This is a genomic window from uncultured Flavobacterium sp. (assembly GCF_963922255.1).
Taxonomy (GTDB): Bacteria; Bacteroidota; Bacteroidia; order Flavobacteriales; family Flavobacteriaceae; genus Flavobacterium.
On record NZ_CAWUIC010000006.1, the window covers coordinates 17,168 to 34,798 of the forward strand.

14 protein-coding genes are annotated in these 17,631 nt (G+C 27.7%); 9 read left to right on the plus strand and 5 right to left on the minus strand.

Annotation, left to right across the window (positions count from 1 at the left end):
- Positions 1-1,803, minus strand: a complete 1,803-nt coding sequence (locus AABJ49_RS06280) for a gliding motility-associated C-terminal domain-containing protein (RefSeq protein ID WP_338377072.1) — start codon at positions 1,801-1,803, stop codon at positions 1-3.
- Positions 1,804-1,903: 100 nt separating this feature from the next.
- On the opposite strand from AABJ49_RS06280, the gene AABJ49_RS06285 reads away from it, so the two are divergent.
- From AABJ49_RS06285 to AABJ49_RS06295, 3 genes are read left to right on the plus strand one after another with little or no spacing between them, the layout of a single operon-like run.
- A complete protein-coding gene (locus AABJ49_RS06285; protein WP_338377073.1) occupies positions 1,904-2,884 on the plus strand; it encodes a GNAT family N-acetyltransferase in 981 nt (326 codons plus the stop codon).
- Positions 2,881-3,981: a DegT/DnrJ/EryC1/StrS family aminotransferase gene (locus AABJ49_RS06290; protein ID WP_338377075.1), complete on the plus strand. Its 1,101-nt coding sequence runs from the start codon at positions 2,881-2,883 to the stop codon at positions 3,979-3,981. Before AABJ49_RS06285 ends, AABJ49_RS06290 begins: the two co-directional genes overlap by 4 nt.
- A complete protein-coding gene (locus tag AABJ49_RS06295) occupies positions 3,982-5,256 on the plus strand; it encodes an O-antigen translocase (protein WP_338377077.1) in 1,275 nt (424 codons plus the stop codon).
- A 1-nt stretch (position 5,257) separates the two neighbouring features.
- Here the strand turns inward: AABJ49_RS06295 and AABJ49_RS06300 are convergent, their stop codons facing one another.
- The gene (locus AABJ49_RS06300; protein ID WP_338377079.1) at positions 5,258-6,658 is read right to left on the minus strand and encodes a DUF6056 family protein; all 1,401 of its coding nucleotides are present in this window, start codon (positions 6,656-6,658) and stop codon (positions 5,258-5,260) included.
- Positions 6,659-6,681: 23 nt separating this feature from the next.
- Positions 6,682-7,821, minus strand: a complete 1,140-nt coding sequence (locus AABJ49_RS06305; RefSeq protein WP_338377081.1) for a glycosyltransferase — start codon at positions 7,819-7,821, stop codon at positions 6,682-6,684.
- A 75-nt stretch (positions 7,822-7,896) separates the two neighbouring features.
- On the opposite strand from AABJ49_RS06305, the gene AABJ49_RS06310 reads away from it, so the two are divergent.
- From AABJ49_RS06310 to AABJ49_RS06320, 3 genes are read left to right on the plus strand one after another with little or no spacing between them, the layout of a single operon-like run.
- Positions 7,897-8,967, plus strand: a complete 1,071-nt coding sequence (locus AABJ49_RS06310; protein WP_338377083.1) for a glycosyltransferase — start codon at positions 7,897-7,899, stop codon at positions 8,965-8,967.
- The gene (locus AABJ49_RS06315) at positions 8,967-9,359 is read left to right on the plus strand and encodes an FdtA/QdtA family cupin domain-containing protein (RefSeq protein ID WP_338377085.1); all 393 of its coding nucleotides are present in this window, start codon (positions 8,967-8,969) and stop codon (positions 9,357-9,359) included. The genes AABJ49_RS06310 and AABJ49_RS06315 overlap by 1 nt, the downstream gene beginning before the upstream one ends.
- A complete protein-coding gene (locus tag AABJ49_RS06320; RefSeq protein WP_338377086.1) occupies positions 9,356-10,453 on the plus strand; it encodes a glycosyltransferase in 1,098 nt (365 codons plus the stop codon). Before AABJ49_RS06315 ends, AABJ49_RS06320 begins: the two co-directional genes overlap by 4 nt.
- On the opposite strand, the gene AABJ49_RS06325 is transcribed toward AABJ49_RS06320, so the two are convergent.
- Both AABJ49_RS06325 and AABJ49_RS06330 read right to left on the minus strand, forming a co-directional pair.
- Complete coding sequence (locus AABJ49_RS06325) at positions 10,435-11,313, minus strand: glycosyltransferase family 2 protein (protein ID WP_338377088.1); 879 nt, start codon at positions 11,311-11,313, stop codon at positions 10,435-10,437. The genes AABJ49_RS06320 and AABJ49_RS06325 overlap by 19 nt on opposite strands.
- Positions 11,313-11,996 (minus strand): ATP-binding cassette domain-containing protein, encoded by a 684-nt coding sequence (locus AABJ49_RS06330; protein ID WP_338377090.1) that lies wholly within the window; start codon positions 11,994-11,996, stop codon positions 11,313-11,315. Before AABJ49_RS06330 ends, AABJ49_RS06325 begins: the two co-directional genes overlap by 1 nt.
- 174 nt (positions 11,997-12,170) lie before the next feature.
- Here AABJ49_RS06330 and AABJ49_RS06335 point away from each other — a divergent pair, with 174 nt between their 5' ends.
- The 3 genes from AABJ49_RS06335 to AABJ49_RS06345 all read left to right on the plus strand — a co-directional run bounded on the left by AABJ49_RS06335 (position 12,171) and on the right by AABJ49_RS06345 (position 17,485).
- Positions 12,171-15,185, plus strand: coding sequence for a tetratricopeptide repeat protein (locus tag AABJ49_RS06335; protein WP_338377092.1), 3,015 nt, complete (start codon positions 12,171-12,173; stop codon positions 15,183-15,185).
- A gap of 31 nt (positions 15,186-15,216) precedes the next feature.
- Positions 15,217-16,971, plus strand: coding sequence for a TonB-dependent receptor (locus AABJ49_RS06340; protein WP_338377094.1), 1,755 nt, complete (start codon positions 15,217-15,219; stop codon positions 16,969-16,971).
- Between the two features lie 64 nt (positions 16,972-17,035).
- Positions 17,036-17,485: a hypothetical protein gene (locus AABJ49_RS06345; RefSeq protein ID WP_338377096.1), complete on the plus strand. Its 450-nt coding sequence runs from the start codon at positions 17,036-17,038 to the stop codon at positions 17,483-17,485.
- Positions 17,486-17,631 lie beyond the last annotated feature (146 nt).

Consider the following 17,631-nt stretch of genomic DNA (forward strand, 5'->3'; position numbering starts at 1 on the left):
TCATCTGGTTAGATACAAATAACCAACTAAAGGCTGATTGTAATCTGGATCATTTAAGTAAATTATATAATAATACGTTCCGGCTGGAGCATATTTTTCATCAACACCATTTTCCACATAACCATCCCAATCAGGTTTGGAGTGATTTCCTGTCCAAAGCCATTTGCCCCAACGGTTATATATTTTGATCTCAAAGTTTAGAAAAATATCTCTTAAGCCTTCAACAAAAAAGCCATCATTATAGCCATCAAAATTTCCTGAAACGTAATTGTAAATAGTTGGTGGACAATTTTTGGTTGTTAATAAGAAAGAAGTAAAGCCATAACAGTTTTCGTTTTCTAATCGAATATAAATTTCCTTTGGAGTGGAATTAGCCACATAATTTGTAGTGTTGACTATTGGATTAGATTGATTAAAAGCATCTTCAATGGTTTCATAAAAATACACAATTTGATTTGAATCTGTTTTAACTAAATCTTCATAACTTGAAAAATCAAAAGTTCCTTTTGTCAAACCTTCATTGCAAGAAACTAAATCGTCTAAAGTATTGAAAGTAGGTGAACTATTCTGATTAATTGCTACAATGTCTTCATTATTGTCTTCATTAATTTCTATTACAATTCCATTTCCTGTTCCGTCATCATCTACTACAAATTGTAAATCAAAATTTGATGGAATTCCAAATGGTAGTAGTATACTTATTTGATCGCTCCAACTTCCATCAATTGGAATAGGTAATAAGGTTTCAGTATATGCAATAAACTCTCCATTAATGTAAATAGCTATTGGAGTTCCAGCAGGAAGAATTTCAGTCGAATTCATATTATAAACCGTAAAATCAACCAAGAGAATGTTAGAATTACAGGCTTGATTTGTAGCGTCAATAGAAATTGTAGCATCAGGTAGTTGGCTGTTTAATTTGGAAACAATAGCATTTATCATTACAAAATCTTGACTTGAGGTCATTTGAATATCAGCAGAAGTATCTCCAATTGCAATGTTATTTTGGATATTATAGATGTCCAAATCCATATTGTATAAAACAGAACTATTAGTAATAGTATTAGTTCCGTTAAAAGCATTAGTTGGTGGATTTAAGGCATTACTTAAAATGTTTCCATTAATAGAAAGTGTTTCATTATTTGCTAAGCCTACATCTCCTTCCCAAGCTAAAAACCCAATTTTAGCATCATTATTATCAATTACATTAAGAGAATTTAAGGTAATATTTAGTTGAGTTTGTTGTTGAGAAACTACTTGTAAACCATCATATACATTCAGTTGATTTAACGGTAAATTTGAATTGTAATATACTACAACAATAGCCCAACCAGCAAAATTGGTTTTATTATTAAAGTGAAGATTTATAAAACTTGTGACATCTAAATCAGATAAAGTATAAACTCCATTTCCAGTAGTTTGAATTTGCGTTGTTATGTCTGCAAAAGCACTAAAAAAATTAAATTGAGTTTGCAAAACATTACTAAATGTGCGTTGAGCACTTATATCAACACCATTCAATTTAACGTCAAAATCACCTGTTCCGCAACCAGCCCAATATAAAAATGCTTTTTCTACTACATCACCAGGTTGCAAAGTAAGTGTAGCATCAGAAGTTGTAAAAATAGTAGGAGTAAATTGATATGTGTTTTCCTGAGGATTCATGGTGTTTCCTAAAAAAGTAAAATCATACCGACCATTAAATTGTTCATACAAAGAAACATTCTGTCCCTGAATATTTATGGCAAATAACAAAGATAAAATCAGTATTTTTGAAAAAAATAAAGAGTATTTTTGTTTCAAGATTGATTAATTTTGATACTAATTTATTAAAAATTAAGTTATTCAAGTAAGAATTTAACTTAAATCACAAAAAAGAAACATTAATAACAAAAAAATAATTGTGAATAAACTTACAGTAAAACGATATACATCTAAATATTATTCTCTTTGGAATGAGTTTGTAAGCAAAGCAAAAAATGCAACATTTTTATTTCATAGAGACTTTATGGAATATCATACTGATAGGTTTGATGATTATTCTTTACTGATTTTTGACGAAAAAGATACTCTAATTTCAATTTTACCAGCAAATAAAGTAGAACAAGCTCTTTTTTCACATCAAGGATTGACTTATGGTGGATTTATTTTGTTAGAAAATGTTAAGCTAGTTCACGTTATCTCAATATTCAAATCAGTTTTGAATTTTTTACATCAAAATGACATATCAAAATTGCAATTAAAGCAAATTCCTCCAATTTATTGGGATTGTTTTACATCAGAAATTGACTACTGTTTGTTTATTACAAAATCACAATTAATAAGAAGAGATAGTTTAGCTGTTATTGATACTTCTAAACCTTATAGAATTGCAAAATCTAGGAGAGAAAACATTAGACGTGGTGCAAAAAACAATCTGGAAATCAGAGAAGAATTGAATTTTGAGTTGTTTTGGAATGAAATTTTAATTCCAAATTTAGAGAAAAAACACCAAGCAAAACCAGTTCATACGATCCAAGAAATAACATTGTTGCAAAAACGTTTTCCTAAAAACATCCGACACTTTAATGTGTATGATAGAGGTAAAATTGTAGCAGGAACTACCGTTTTTATCTCAGAACATGTGGCTCATCCACAATATATTTCTGGTAATGAAGCAAAAAATGAATTAGGAAGTTTAGATTATTTATACCATCATTTAATGACTGAAGTTTTTAAGAACAAAAAATATTTTGATTTAGGACCTTCTAATGAAAATCAAGGAAAAAACATAAATGAAGGACTATTATTCTGGAAAGAAAGTTTTGGAGCTAAAATAGTGGTTCAAGATTTTTATGAAGTGGAAACTGCAAATTTTGGTTTGCTTGATACAATTATGTTATGATAAAATTCCTCGATTTACAAAAAATAAATGCTCAATATCAAGACGAATTTCATCAAAAAATGCAATTGGTTTTAGATAAAGGCTGGTTTATTCTAGGTGATGAAGTAAAACAATTTGAAACAGATTTTGCAAAATGTACTAAAACAAAATATTGTATTGGAGTTGGAAATGGTTTGGATGCGATAGTTTTAATTTTTAAAGCTTACATTCAGTTGGGATTAATGAAAAAAGGAGATGAAGTTATTGTTCCTTCAAATACATATATTGCTTCCATATTAGCAGTACTTCAAGCAGATTTAGTTCCTGTTTTGGTTGAACCTAAATTGGAAACATATAACCTTGATCCAGATTTAATAACTGAAAAAATAACTTCAAAAACTAGAGCCATTTTACCAGTTCATTTATATGGACAATTATGTGAAATGGATAAAACTTATGAAATTGCTAAAAAACATAATTTATTAGTAGTTGAAGATGCAGCACAATCTCACGGAGCAGTTTCAGAATTTAGAATTCAGAATTTAGAAGTTAGAAATGCGCAAGCATATAGTTTTTATCCAGGAAAAAATTTAGGAGCTCTAGGAGATGCTGGTGCTATTACAACTGATGATGATGAATTGGCTAAAGTAGTGCATTCATTAAGAAATTATGGTTCAGAAAAGAAATATCATAATGAGTTTATTGGTGTAAATAGTCGTTTAGACGAAATTCAAGCTGCTTTTTTGAACGTGAAGTTGCCTTTTTTAAATGAAGAAAATAACAATAGAAGAGCAATTGCAAAACGTTATTTGACAGAAATTAATAATGTAAAAATTAATCTACCTTTTTGGAGTTTTTCTAATGACCATGTTTTTCATTTATTTGTCATTCGAACAGCAAACAGAGATAAATTGCAAGAATATTTAAAGGAAAACGAAATTGAAACCATGATTCATTATCCCATTCCACCTCATAAACAAAAAGCTTTTGAAGCATGGAATAATTTATCATTTCCTATTTCAGAGAAAATTCATGATGAGGTTTTGAGTATTCCTATTTCTCCAATTATGACAAATGATGAAGTAAGTAAAGTGATTCAAATTTTAAACCAGTACTAATTGAATATTTTCAAGCAAATAGCTCAGAAAGAATTATTTAAAATCACTTCTTTAAATAGTATAAGTGTGATTTTAAAGATAATTATTGGATTTGTTTCATCAAAAGTAATTGCCATTTGTATTGGTCCAAGCGGAATGGCTTTGGTTGGGAATCTTCGTAATTTCACAGCTTCTGTAGAGGGAATTGCAACCTTAGGTTTCACTAACGGTATTGTAAAATATGTAGCTCAAAAAGAAGATAATCAAGAGGAATTAAAACAATTCTTATCAACTGTTTTCATTACTTTGTTTTGTGTGATTTTAGTTTTAAGTGGTTTACTTTACTTTTTGGCAAATTATTTAAATCAAGAAATTTTTGGCAGTGATTTTCAATATGAATGGATTTTTAAAGCATTTGGATTAGCTTTGCCTTGGTACATTGCTTCCCTTGTTTTAGTTTCTGTGATAAATGGGTTTGGAGAATTTAAAAAAGTAATTTACATCAATATTATTGGAAACGTTTTAGGTTTACTAATTACTGTTGGATTGATCTTTTTTTACAAAACTTTTGGAGCACTTTTAGCAGTAATTCTATCACCTTCAGTTTTGTTTTTTGTGACTTTATTTTTTATTCATAAGAAGATAAATCTATTTCAATTAATTGCTATAAAATCTTTTGATTTTTCGGTATTAAAACCCATGTCTGAATATTCATTAATGGCTTTGATTTCTATGATTTTTGGACCAATGGTTTACTTGGCTATACGAAATTCAATTATAGAAAATTTTGATATAAATCAAGCAGGTTATTGGGAAGCAATTACTCGAATTTCAAATTATTATTTACTTTTTTTAACAACGGTTTTGACTGTTTATTTTCTGCCAAAATTATCAAAATCTACTTCAAATGCAGAAACAAAAAAAGTAATATGGAGTTACTACAAAGGAATAATTCCAGTCTTTTTAGTAGGATTGATTTTGGTTTATTTATTGAAAAATATTTTGATTCAAATTTTATTTACCAAAGAATTTTTACCAATATCAAAATTGTTTTTCTGGCAGTTATTAGGTGATTTTTTTAAAGCTTTATCTACCATTTTGGCTTTACAATTTTTTGCTAAAAAGTTGACAAAAGCATTTATTGTTACAGAAATATTTTCTTTAACAATATTGTGGTTTTCTAGTATTTATTTATTGAATCTATATGGAATTGAAGGTATCGTTATGGCTCATGCTTTTACTTTTTTTATATATTTTGTGGTCTTAGGAATTTACTTTAGAAGAAGTTGGATTTAATTTATTCAATAATTTCAATTTCTGATGGTTTTACAATTACCGATTTACCGTAGTATTCTGAAATATCTTGATTTTTCCAATTATCCAAATTTGGAGTCAATCCCATAAAAAGATCTTGATAAATAGTTTGTGGTTTTTTAGTCAATGCAGGAACAGTAATTTGTTTTTCACTTGAATTTTTTATTAAGTCAAACCTGCTTTTCATTTGTTGATTATAAGCATATGCTTTTCCGTTTGCTAAATCTTCATAAGCATTTGTGATTGGTGTATCAGAAAAAGTAAAGAAAACAATAACCCAACTTACAGCAATTTTTGATGATTTATTTAGTTTAATCTCAAAATCATACTTGTCTTTTGCAAACTTTAACAAACATAAAATACTGTATAAACCAAAAATAATAAAGTAAAAATAGATGATGTTTAAAGATCGATCAGCAATTATATTATTTTGAATGTAAAAACTAGGAAATAAGCTGATAAATAAAATAGAGAATAATATGAAAAATGCCCAAATTGGATGCATAAATTTAAAATAGCCTCGTTTAAAGGATTGATATATTTTCTTGCTAAATAAAAAGGCAAATAATAAAACTAAAGGAAACCATTTTAGAAAAAATAAGATACTATGAACAATGGATTTATAGGTGGAGTGTATTAAATTATATTGTCCATCGGTGACAATTTGCTCATTTCTAGCTGAGTTTCCTGGAGCAAATAATTCTATACTTGCAAAAATTGCGGCAATCAAAACTACTATGAGCAATGTGTAATCTATCTTTTTACTAGAATAAATTTGATGTAAAAAATAAACGCCAATTAATAAGGAATTTAAAATAGTTATAATTTCATTACAACCCATTGAAAAGATAACAAAAAAAAGAGACAATACTAAATAAACATATCGATTGGTTTTTTTAAATCTTACATAAAATGAAACAAACAATAATGTTAATGAAATTCCAAAATGATAAGTAATAGCAGCTGGTAACCAATAAAAAGCGGAACAAATATCAATTACCTGAATTAGAAAAAGTAGAATGATTAAACTACTTATTGACCATTTTTTTTTATTTGATATAGGGTGAAAAATACTCGAAATAAAATGATGAACTGAAAAAATAAAAATAAAAAGTAATGCAATAGGAATGATTTTATACAGAAAAAAATTTTCTATATACAATGGACTAAAAAACAAAATACCGTTTGAAAAATACCGACCACTCCAGTTATTGTAATGCCAAAAATGAACATCTATTAAACCATGTTTTAAAGATAAATTTGCTAAATAAAAATCATCTGTAGCTGGATTATTAAAAAACGAGATTATTACCAAAGGAATTAACGCTACAATTAATAACCTTAGTAAAAAATTATTGGTTTTAAAAGAAAATAGATTTTTCATGTAAGCAATTTTATTTAATTTTTTTATTTCCATTTAGATAAATAAGCTTTAGCAATTTTTATATGATTATGTTCTTTTTCTATAAAATTTGAAGCATTTTGACCAATATCTCTAATTTTAAACGGATTTTCTATTAAAAAAGACAACTTTTCAACCAAATAATTTACGTCAGGTAACGCATTTATAGCAACTTCATCTTCTTTTAAATTATAATATTCTAAAAATTCCTTATCTGCACCTGTAAAAACAACTTTTCCTTTTGCCATAGCTTCTAAAGCATTATAACCTTGATCGTAACCATAAACTTGATCTAATAAAATATGCGAATCATTATATAATCTTATGTATTGTTGGTAAGGTATATCTTTAGTAATTTTGATGTTTACTTTTTCTGAATATTTTTTGGCAATAATCTCTAATGCTTTTTCAAAAAAAGGAACACCTTTTTTATAGGAGTTACCAGAATTAATTCCCAAGAAAATATTGATTTTATTTGAGATTTTTAATTCTGAATATTCATTTTTAGTACAATTTATGGGATTAGGTATTAGTCCTAAAAATTTAGAATTTGTTTGTAAAGGATTAACATAATCTAAATCAGAAGCTATTACTCCTTTAATATTTGCATATATAAAAGAATGTATTTTTTGATGGGTTTTATTCAAATAATTAAACATATAACTATATTGTATTTTCGCTTCTGAAATTTCTTCAAAATAAGGATTCATTATTGAATAACGTTCTTTTTTTTGAACCATGTGATTCATACTCATATAATCTACACCGCAACAAAGTAAAAACACTTTGTTATTATGCTTAAAAATTTTTTTTAGAAGGTAAAATTCAAAATGTTGAGTAGTTTGTATTGGAGCTTCATTAATTAACTGAACTATATCAAATTTTTTTAATTTGTTTAAATGAATATAAAAGCGAATGCCTCGTTCAATTTTTGAAATATCAAAGTTCGTTATTCTATAGATAATTTGTCGAAAAATATTTCCTAGTTTGCTTTCACTCAAAGTCGCACGATTAGAATAATCAGAAGGATAATTTTTAAATCCATCACCATTATTGATGGTTACAACATCGTGTCCATTTTCTATCAAACCTTCTTTCAAAGAATTATGCAATCTGCTAAACTCACCAACCAATAATATTCTCATATATTACTTATATTTGTTGCTAAAATTAGTCAAAAATTGAATTTTTTAGATAAAAAAGAATATAAACTTTGTATAATGTCTGATATGTTAGCAACAGGTGGCGCTGAAAGATGTGCTGCATTGTTGTCTACTTATTTTCATAAAAACAATTGCAAAGTGCATCATGTTATAGTGCAGGATTATGTCGAATATGAATATAACGGTGAACTTTTAAATTTGGGAAAACTAAAAAATGATAACGAATTTGATGTTATAAATAGATTAAAACGATTTTTTGTTTTATATAGGTTTTTTAGAAAAAATAAATTTGATTTTATCATTGATTTTAGAGTTAGAAGTTCTCAGTGGCAAGAATTTTTAATAGCTAAATTAATTTATAATGCTCCTTTACTTGTTTCCATCAGAAGTTATATGATTGAATTGTACTTTCCTAAAAACAAATTTTTAGCCAATACAATTTACAAAAAATCTAAAAAAATAATTACTGTTTCTAAATTAATTGAAAATAGAATCAGAAATGAATATTCTTATAATCAATTGCAAACTCTATACAATCCAATAGATTTTGATACCAAAGAAAATTTAGCTAACGAAGTTCTGAAAATAGATTTTGAATATGTTCTTGCAGTTGGAAGAATGAATGATGAAGTAAAGCAATTTAACAAATTAATTGAAACTTATGCTACTTCACAATTACCTTCAAAAAATATAAAATTAGTTATATTAGGTGATGGAATTTTAAAACATACTTATCAAAAACAAGTAAATGAGTTAAATCTTCAAGAAATGATTCGCTTTGAAGGAAAAGTAAGTAATCCTTTCAAATTTATGAAAAACGCAAAACTACTGTTGTTAACTAGTAAAAACGAAGGTTTTCCTAATGTTATTTTAGAAGCGTTAGCTTGTGGTACACCAGTCATTGCTTTTGATTGTGCATCTGGTCCAAGTGAAATTATACAAACCAATCATAACGGAATTTTAGTTGAAAATCAAAATTTTGAGGCATTTAAAGTTGCAATGAACAAAATGATTTCAAATAATGATTTATATTTACATTGTAAACAAAATGCTAAAAGTTCTGTAGCACAATTTTCGTTGGAAAACATAGGAACTCAATGGTTGCAACTTTTTAAAGAATTAAATTAATGAATATAGAAATAATAGATATACCGAAAATAGAAGACTATAGAGGGAATTTAGCAATTATAGAAAAAAATGTAATTCCTTTTGAAATTAAACGGGTTTATTATTTATATGATGTGCCAAGCTCTGCTAAAAGAGGTGGTCACGCTCATAAAGAACAATTGGAATTTTTAATTGCATTATCAGGAAGTTTTGATGTAGTGTTAAACGATGGAAAATCTATTCAAAAAGTTTCTTTAAACAAACCAAATAAAGGCTTGCTAATCAAAACAAATATTTGGAGAGAATTAGATAATTTTTCTTCTGGAGCAGTTTGTTTAGTTATTGCCTCTGATACTTTTAAAGAAGAAGATTATATCAGAGATTTTAATTTTTTTATTGAAAATTATAAATGAAAATTTTATTCTTGATTCCTAAATTGAATGTTAGTGGTGGTGTTGCAAAAATTATTTCTGCTAAAGCTAATTTTTTATCTAAGAATAATGAAAATAATGTAGCAATATTGACCCAAAATAAAGGAAATGATCCATTGTTTTTTGATCTTAATCCTAATGTAGATTTGTTTGATGTTTCTTTAAAAGGAAATTTTTTTAACATTTTAGCTGCGTATAAAAAACAAGTAGAATCAGTTTTAAAAGTGTTTAAACCAGATGTTATTGTAATTGCTGATAATGGTTTAAAAGCTATGTTTTTTAATATAATTATAAAAACAGCTATTCCTGTAGTTTTAGAAATTCATTGCTCAAAAATTGTTTCTGAAAAAAAAAATAATACATTTTTTGCTAAACGATCTCATCAAATTGTAGTTAAATTGAGGCAACTTTCCATTAAATATTTTTCAAATATTATAATGCTCTCTGAAGAAAGTAAAAAAGAATGGAATTTAAAAAGTGCTAAAATAATTCCAAATCCAGTGGATCAAAGTTCTGTACATTCAGATTTAAGCGATAAGAAAATAATATGTGTTACTAGAAATAATTATGAAAAGGGATTTGACAGAATTATTCCTATTTGCAAAGCGATAAATAAAAAATATCCATCATGGACATTTGAGGTTTTTTGTGATGAAAAAGGTTATTTTGATATCTTAAAACTAATGAAGAACAACGATATTAGAAATTTAATAATTCATAAATCCACTAAAAATATTAATGAATATTATTTAAATAGTTCAATCTATATATCAACTTCTAGATTTGAAGTTTTTCCGTTAGTTATTCTAGAAGCAATGAGTTTTGGACTGCCTGTTGTAGCTTATAATTGTCCAATTGGTGTAAAGTCAATACTTAACAGTGAATTTGGGTTTTTAATTGAAGATGGTAATCAAAATGAATTTATCAATAAATTAGAAAAATTGATTTTAGATAAAGAAGTGAGAATTAAAATGGGAAAAAACGCTCAATTAGAAAGTTTTAAATATAATACCGAGAAAATTTTAAATGACTATAAAGTTTACCTAAATGAAATAGTTTACAATGAACTTAAGTAACATAATCTATAAAAATCAAACAAATATATAGATGGATTTTTACTTAGTAGATTTTTTTCTAATGGTTTTTGAAAAACTTTATAAATTCCTTTAAAAAACCATTTTATACCTATTGATTTTATCCTTTCCGAAACTTTTAAAAGCTTAACATAATCTGATGAAATCAATTCATTTTTGTATAAGAAATATAAGTTTTCAACAGCTTCTCTAGATTTTTTTAAAAACAATTCGCTTGTGTCTAATCCATTATGAATAATTGGATTATCAATGTGGTTTATTTGGATGTTTTTTTTCTTTAATTCATATGAAAATAAAGTGTCTTCATGTCTTAAATTAGGAATTTCTTCATTAAAGGAAACTGCTTTAAAAACATCTTTTCGAATTAAAAAATTTAAAGTTAAAAAAGACAGATAAGGATTATCATTTCTTTTTTCAGCCGATAAAGCTTCTCTTTCAATTCCATATTTCCATCTTAATAATTGATTTTTTTCAGGGCTCTCTTCTTGATAAACTATCCCACCATTTATGGCATCAAAATTATCGTCAATGTGGTGAAAGTAGTTGGCTAAGAATTGATTGTTTTTAGGAAAAGTGTCAGCGTCAAGAAACAATAACCAGTTGTATGTTGCATTTTTAGCTAATAAATTTCTAGTTTTACTTCTGCCAAAATTTTCTGAATTTACTTTAAAAAAACAATTGTCTAAAGAGTTTATTTTAGAATTTTCTTCCACAAATTTAGTGCTTCCATCATCAAGAACTATAATTTCAAAATTAATATTTAATAGTACAGCTTGGTCATACAATTCTTGAACTAAAGAAAACACATTGTAATTATATGTGGGAATTAATATGGATAGCATTAAACCGTTCTTTGCACTACTTCAAATATAGTTCCGTCTTCTACTTTTAAAGTTTTTGAAGGGAATTTCATGATTAAAGCATAATCATGGGTAGCCATTAAAATTGTTTTGCCGTTTTCATTAATGTTTTTTAGCACATTCATAATCTCAACCGAAGTTTGAGGATCAAGATTTCCTGTAGGTTCATCGGCTAAAATTAAGTCTGGGTCATTCAATAAAGCTCTTGCAATAGCAACACGCTGTTGCTCACCACCAGAAATTTGATGAGGCATTTTGTGCGCTTGCATTTTCATCCCAACTTTATCCAGAACTTCTTCGATTTTTAAATTCATTTCGGCTTTTTCTTTCCAACCAGTTGCTTTTAAAACAAACAATAAATTTTCGTGAATATTTCTATCGGGTAATAATTTAAAATCTTGAAAAACAACTCCTAATTTCCTTCTCAAATAAGGAATATCTTTTTCCTTAAGTTTTTTTAAATCATAATCTACAATACTTCCTTCACCTTCTAACAAAGATAAATCTCCATAAAGTGTTTTTAAAAAACTACTTTTTCCAGCACCAGTTTTACCAATCAAATATATAAACTCACCGCGTTTTACTTCTAAGTTTACGTTGTTTAAAACCCTGTTATTTTCTTGATATATTGCTGCGTCTCGTAAAGTAAGGATAGCTTCTGCCATGATTTTTATGATTTAATGTGTAAAAGTAATAATAGTAAAGTTCTATTCAAAATAATATCAGCCAATTGTAAAAAAATAACAAATTTGTTTAAAACCTTGTTCACAATATAAACTGTCATTCACTCGTTAGTACTCATATATAACTTATATTTGAGATTCTAAAACTGGAATAAAATGAAGCTTACAAAACAGATTTTTTACTTATTGTTATTTTTTCAAACAACTTTTGTTGTGGCTCAACAAACAGCCATTTATTCGCATGAATTAAAAGAGTTTGACCGTGCCGTTGAATTGTATAAAGATAAACAATATCAATCTGCTCAAATTATTTTTGACAAAGTGAATAATTCAGTTTCTAGTACTGATCTAAAAGCAGATTGTGCTTATTATATAGCTAATTGTGCTATTCGATTAAATCAAATGGGTGCAGATCAACTAATGGAAGATTTTGTGGAAAATTACCCAACAAGTACCAAACAAAATCAAGCTTACATTGAAGTGGCTCATTATTATTTTGACCAAAGTAATTATCCTCAAGCGTTAAAATATTTTGATAAAGTAGATGAAAGTGGCTTGACAACTTCTGAAAGGGAAAAATTCAATTTCCAAAAAGGATATGCTTATTTTACGGCTAAAAATATAAAAGAAGCTTCTAATTATTTCAACAAAGTTGTCAATTCAAAAGAATACGGTAACCAAGCAAAATATTATCTTGGTTATTTAGCTTATGAAACTGATGATTATAAGCAAGCAAACGATTATTTTGATAAAGTTTCAGACCAAGATCGTTACAAAGAAAAAATGGGTTATTTCCAAGCTGATATGAATTTCAAATTAGGAAATTTTCAAAAAGCTATTGACTTAGTTTTAGCTCAATTGCCAAAATCTAGAGGAACTGAAGTGAGTGAATTGTCAAAAATCATTGGAGAAAGTTATTTTAATTTAAAGCAATATGAAAAAGCAATTCCTTATTTAGAAGATTACAGAGGAATAAGAGGGAAATGGAATAACACGGATTATTACCAATTAGGTTATGCATACTATAAACAAAAGGATTATGAAAAAGCTATTTCTCAATTCAATAAAATAATTGGTGGAAATGATGCTGTTGCTCAAAATGCTTACTATCATTTAGCAGAATGTTACTTGAATACAGGAAAGAAAAACCAAGCTCTAACGGCTTTTAAGACAGCTTCTGAAATGGAATTTGATTTAAAAATTCAAGAAGATGCTTATTTGAATTATGCAAAATTGAGTTATGAAATTGGAAATTCCTTCAAAAGTACACCAGAAGTCTTACAAGGTTATTTGACTAAATATCCAAATTCTTCATACAAGCAAGAAATCAATAATCTTTTGATTAGTTCATACATTACTTCAAAAAATTACAAAGATGCTTTAGTGCTTTTGGAAAAAAATAAATCTCCAGAAAACCGTCAAGCGTATCAATTAGCCAATTTTTATAGAGGTTTAGAAGTGTATACTGATGGTGATAATGCTCAAGCTTTAGGATTATTCAAAAAAGCCATCGCTGAAAATAAAGATCCAAAGTTTACAGCAAGAGCTTTGTTTTGGAAAGCAGAAACAGAATATAATTTGGACCAATTCAATGAAGCAAAAATCACATTCAAACAATTTCAAAACAGTAGTGCTTCTGCTTCAACACCAGAAAACACAAACATTGACTACAATTTAGGATATACTTATTTTAAATTGAAAGAATACGATAATGCCATTACAAGTTTTGGAAATTATATTGCAAAAAGTAAAAATGATAAAACACGTTTGACAGATGCTTATTTGCGTTTGGGTGATTGTAATTTTATTTCGGCAAAATATTGGCCAGCTATGGATGCTTACAATAAAGTAACAGAATTGAAAAGTCCAGATGCTGATTACGCAGCGTATCAAAAAGGAATCAGCTATGGTTTTGTAGGAAAGAATGATAGAAAAATTGAAGATTTAGAAAATTTTTCAAAAACATATCCAAAATCGCAATATGCAGATGATGCTTTGTATGAACTAGGAAATACTTATGTAAACGAAAATAAAACAGACAAAGCCATTCAAACATTTGATAAATTAATCAATAGCCACAAAACAAGTTCTTATTTGGCAAAAGCTATTTTGAAACAAGGTTTAATTCATTACAACAACGGAAAAGAAGATTTAGCCATCACTAAATTTAAAAAAGTAGCGGCTGATTTCCCAAATTCTCCTGAAGCTTTAGAAGCAGTTTCAACAGCTCGATTAATATATATTGATAACGGTAGAGTAGATGAATATGCTGCTTGGGTAAAAACCTTAAATTTCATTGAAGTTTCAAATGCAGATTTAGATAACACAACTTACGAATCAGCGGAGAAACAATACTTAATGAATAATGCCAAACAAGCAACTTCTGGATTTACTTCTTATCTAGGAAGTTTTCCAAACGGACTTCATGCTTTAAAAGCTAATTTTTACTTGGCTCAATTATATTATGCTGATGGTTTAGAAAATAATTCAATCAAACATTATGAATATGTTATCAGTAAACCAAGAAGTGAATTTACAGAACAAGCTCTAGCACGTTTAGGACAAGTTTATTTAAAGGCAAAATCATTTGATAAAGCTATTCCTGTCTTAAAACGTTTAGAAACGGAAGCTGATTTTCCTCAAAATATCACATTTGCTCAATCTAATTTGATGAAGTCTTATTATGAGAAAAAAGATTACGCAAATGCTGTTACTTACGCTGATAAAGTATTAGCTAATGAAAAAATCGAAGACAGAGTAAAAAGTGATGCTCAAATCATTGTAGCTCGTTCCGCAATTAAAACAGGAAATGAAGATAAAGCAAAAGTAGCCTATCAAAACTTACAAAAAATAGCAAAAGGGGAATTAGCAGCAGAAGCTTTATACTACGATGCTTATTTTAAAAACAAAGAAGGAAAATATGCTGATTCAAACAAAATTGTAGAGAAATATGCGAAAGATTATTCAGGGTACCAGTATTTTGCTGCCAAAAGTTTGATCGTAATGGCTAAAAATTATTTCAAATTAAACGATAGTTTCCAAGCAACTACAATTTTAGATAGTGTTATTGATAATTATGGTCAATATGAAGATGTTGTAACTGAAGCTAAAGACGAATTAGCTAAAATAAAATCAGAAGAAGCAAAACGTAATTCATCAATTCAAGAGTAATAAATTAAGCTTTATTAAAATATAAATCGAAATGAGATATTTAAAAAATATAATCCTAATCACAGTAATTTTTTCATTCCAATTTGGATTAGCCCAAAAAAAAGATGAAAATTTAGGTTCTGAAGTAGTAAATATTGTAAAACCATACAGTCCAACAATTTCAGATGCATTCAAAGTAAAAGAAACACCTACTTTTGAAGATGATGTTGAAGTACAGAAAGAGCAAATTGAATATTCTATTTTTTCATTTCCAGTAGCTTCAACTTTTACACCAGCTAAAGGAAAAGCAGCTGATGTAGAAAAAGCTAAAAAAGAAAAATTATTCAAAAATTATGCAACTTTAGGTTTAGGAAATTACCTAACAATCAACGCAGAATTATTCATTACAGAAGATATCAGTAGGAGTGAATATGTTGGTGGAATGATTCGTCATTTGTCTTCTCAAGGAGATATTGATGGTGTTGTTTTGGACAACCAATTTGCAACAACAAGTGCTGATGTAACTTACGGAAGTCGTGATAAAGATTTGCATTACAATGTAGATTTAGGATATAAAAATCAAGTAAGTAATTGGTATGGTTTACCTTCAGAATATATTGTATTTGATGAAACAGCTTTGAATTCAATTGAAGAAAAGCAATCATACAATACCATTCAATTAGGTGGAAAATTAGGAATGAAAGACGGTTTTCTAGATAATTCAACATTGCTATTCAAACGTTTTTCAGATGCATTAGGTTCTGGTGAAAATAGATTTTACATCAAACCAGAAACTTCATTTGAAATAATGAATACCAAAGTAAATTTAGATGTAATCGTTGATTATGTTGGAGGAAGCTTTGACAGAAATGTAGCTTTTGATGAATCATATAAATACAGTACAATTAATTTTGGAGTAAGTCCAAGTATTTTGTTGCAAGAAGATGATTATTCAGTTCAATTTGGAGCTTCAGTTTTTTACAGCACTCAAAAAACAGATGGAATATCAGATAGTAATGTGTTTATTTATCCAAATATAAAAGCTTCATACAAACTAGTTCCAGAGATTTTAACAGCTTATGCTGGAGCAGAAGGAACGTTGCGTCAAAATTCGTATGCTGATTTTGTTGATGTAAATCCGTTTGTTTCTCCAACACTTTTTGTTTCTCCAACGAATCAAAAATATGATGTTTATGGAGGTTTAAAAGGGAAATTGTCAAATTCAGTTTCATTTAATTTGAGAGCATCTTACAAAGATGAAGAAGCAAAAGCATTATTTACTAGCAATTCATATGATCCACTTTTTGGAAACCCAGAAGGTTATGCTTTTGGAAACTCATTTGATGTAGTTTATGATAACGTAAAAACAATCACAGGATTTGCTGAATTGAAAGCTGATTTTTCTAAAAATGTTTCTTTTGGAATTAGCGGTTCTTATAATAATTATTCTGTTGATGAAGAGCAAGAAGCTTGGAATTTACCACAGTTTGAATTAGCGTCATCAGTAGATTTCAATATTACAGAAAAATGGTATGCTGGTGCAAAAGTATTTTTTGTTGGAGATAGAAAAGACCAAGTATCAGTACCAAGTGATGCTGCTGTTTTTCCACCAATGTATGACAGACAAACGGTAACATTAGACAGTTATTTTGATTTAAATGCTCATGTTGGATATAAATACAATGAAAGATTAACAGGTTTTATTAAAGGAAACAACTTAGCAAGTCAAAATTATCAACGTTGGGTAAACTTTCCAGTACAATCTATTCAAGTAATGATTGGAGCTAATTATAAGTTTGATTTTTAAGAAATAATAAAATTTATAAAAAACGCTAAGTAATTTTTAACTTAGCGTTTTTTATTTAATATTTATGCCAACAAAACCTCGAATACTTTTACAATACAAATCTATAGTTCAAGAAAAAATTGAAATCCTTCAAAAAATGATTTCAGATTTAGCTATTGATGCTCAAAATGATGCCAAAGGTTCAGCTGGAGACAAACACGAAACAGCATTGGCAATGATGCATTTGGAACAAGAAAAACTAACTCAAAAATTAAAAGAAGTTCTAGAGCAAAAAACTATTTTAGACAAAATTGATGCTGCTCAAAATCACAATGTAGTAGCTCTAGGTAGTTTAGTTAAAGCGAATGAAACTTATTTTTTTGTAAGTGCAGCTTTACCAAAAATCACCATTGAAAATAAAGATATTTTCGCACTTTCTCCACAATCACCATTAGGTATAATGTTAATGGGAAACAAAGTTGGTTCTGAATTCCAAATAAACACCACAAAATATAAAATTCAATCCGTTGAATAATATTTTCATTTTAAAATTTCAAAATAATCATATCATAAGCACGATTTTTGATTATAATTTTACACTAAAATTAATTTTAAAGTTTTAATTTATAACTAAAATTAGTTTTTTAGTTTCAATACACTTTATTTATCCCCAGTTTTGTT

What these genes read in the sequence shown, in the direction of transcription:
- AABJ49_RS06305 (WP_338377081.1), bottom strand. Translation starts at nt 7,821, where the DNA reads ATGAGAATATTATTGGTTGGTGAGTTTAGCAGATTGCATAATTCTTTG.
- AABJ49_RS06340 (WP_338377094.1), top strand. Translation starts at nt 15,217, where the DNA reads ATGAGATATTTAAAAAATATAATCCTAATCACAGTAATTTTTTCATTC.
- AABJ49_RS06345 (WP_338377096.1), top strand. Translation starts at nt 17,036, where the DNA reads ATGCCAACAAAACCTCGAATACTTTTACAATACAAATCTATAGTTCAA.
- AABJ49_RS06320 (WP_338377086.1), top strand. Translation starts at nt 9,356, where the DNA reads ATGAAAATTTTATTCTTGATTCCTAAATTGAATGTTAGTGGTGGTGTT.
- AABJ49_RS06315 (WP_338377085.1), top strand. Translation starts at nt 8,967, where the DNA reads ATGAATATAGAAATAATAGATATACCGAAAATAGAAGACTATAGAGGG.
- AABJ49_RS06335 (WP_338377092.1), top strand. Translation starts at nt 12,171, where the DNA reads ATGAAGCTTACAAAACAGATTTTTTACTTATTGTTATTTTTTCAAACA.
- AABJ49_RS06325 (WP_338377088.1), bottom strand. Translation starts at nt 11,313, where the DNA reads ATGCTATCCATATTAATTCCCACATATAATTACAATGTGTTTTCTTTA.
- AABJ49_RS06310 (WP_338377083.1), top strand. Translation starts at nt 7,897, where the DNA reads ATGTCTGATATGTTAGCAACAGGTGGCGCTGAAAGATGTGCTGCATTG.
- AABJ49_RS06290 (WP_338377075.1), top strand. Translation starts at nt 2,881, where the DNA reads ATGATAAAATTCCTCGATTTACAAAAAATAAATGCTCAATATCAAGAC.
- AABJ49_RS06300 (WP_338377079.1), bottom strand. Translation starts at nt 6,658, where the DNA reads ATGAAAAATCTATTTTCTTTTAAAACCAATAATTTTTTACTAAGGTTA.
- AABJ49_RS06330 (WP_338377090.1), bottom strand. Translation starts at nt 11,996, where the DNA reads ATGGCAGAAGCTATCCTTACTTTACGAGACGCAGCAATATATCAAGAA.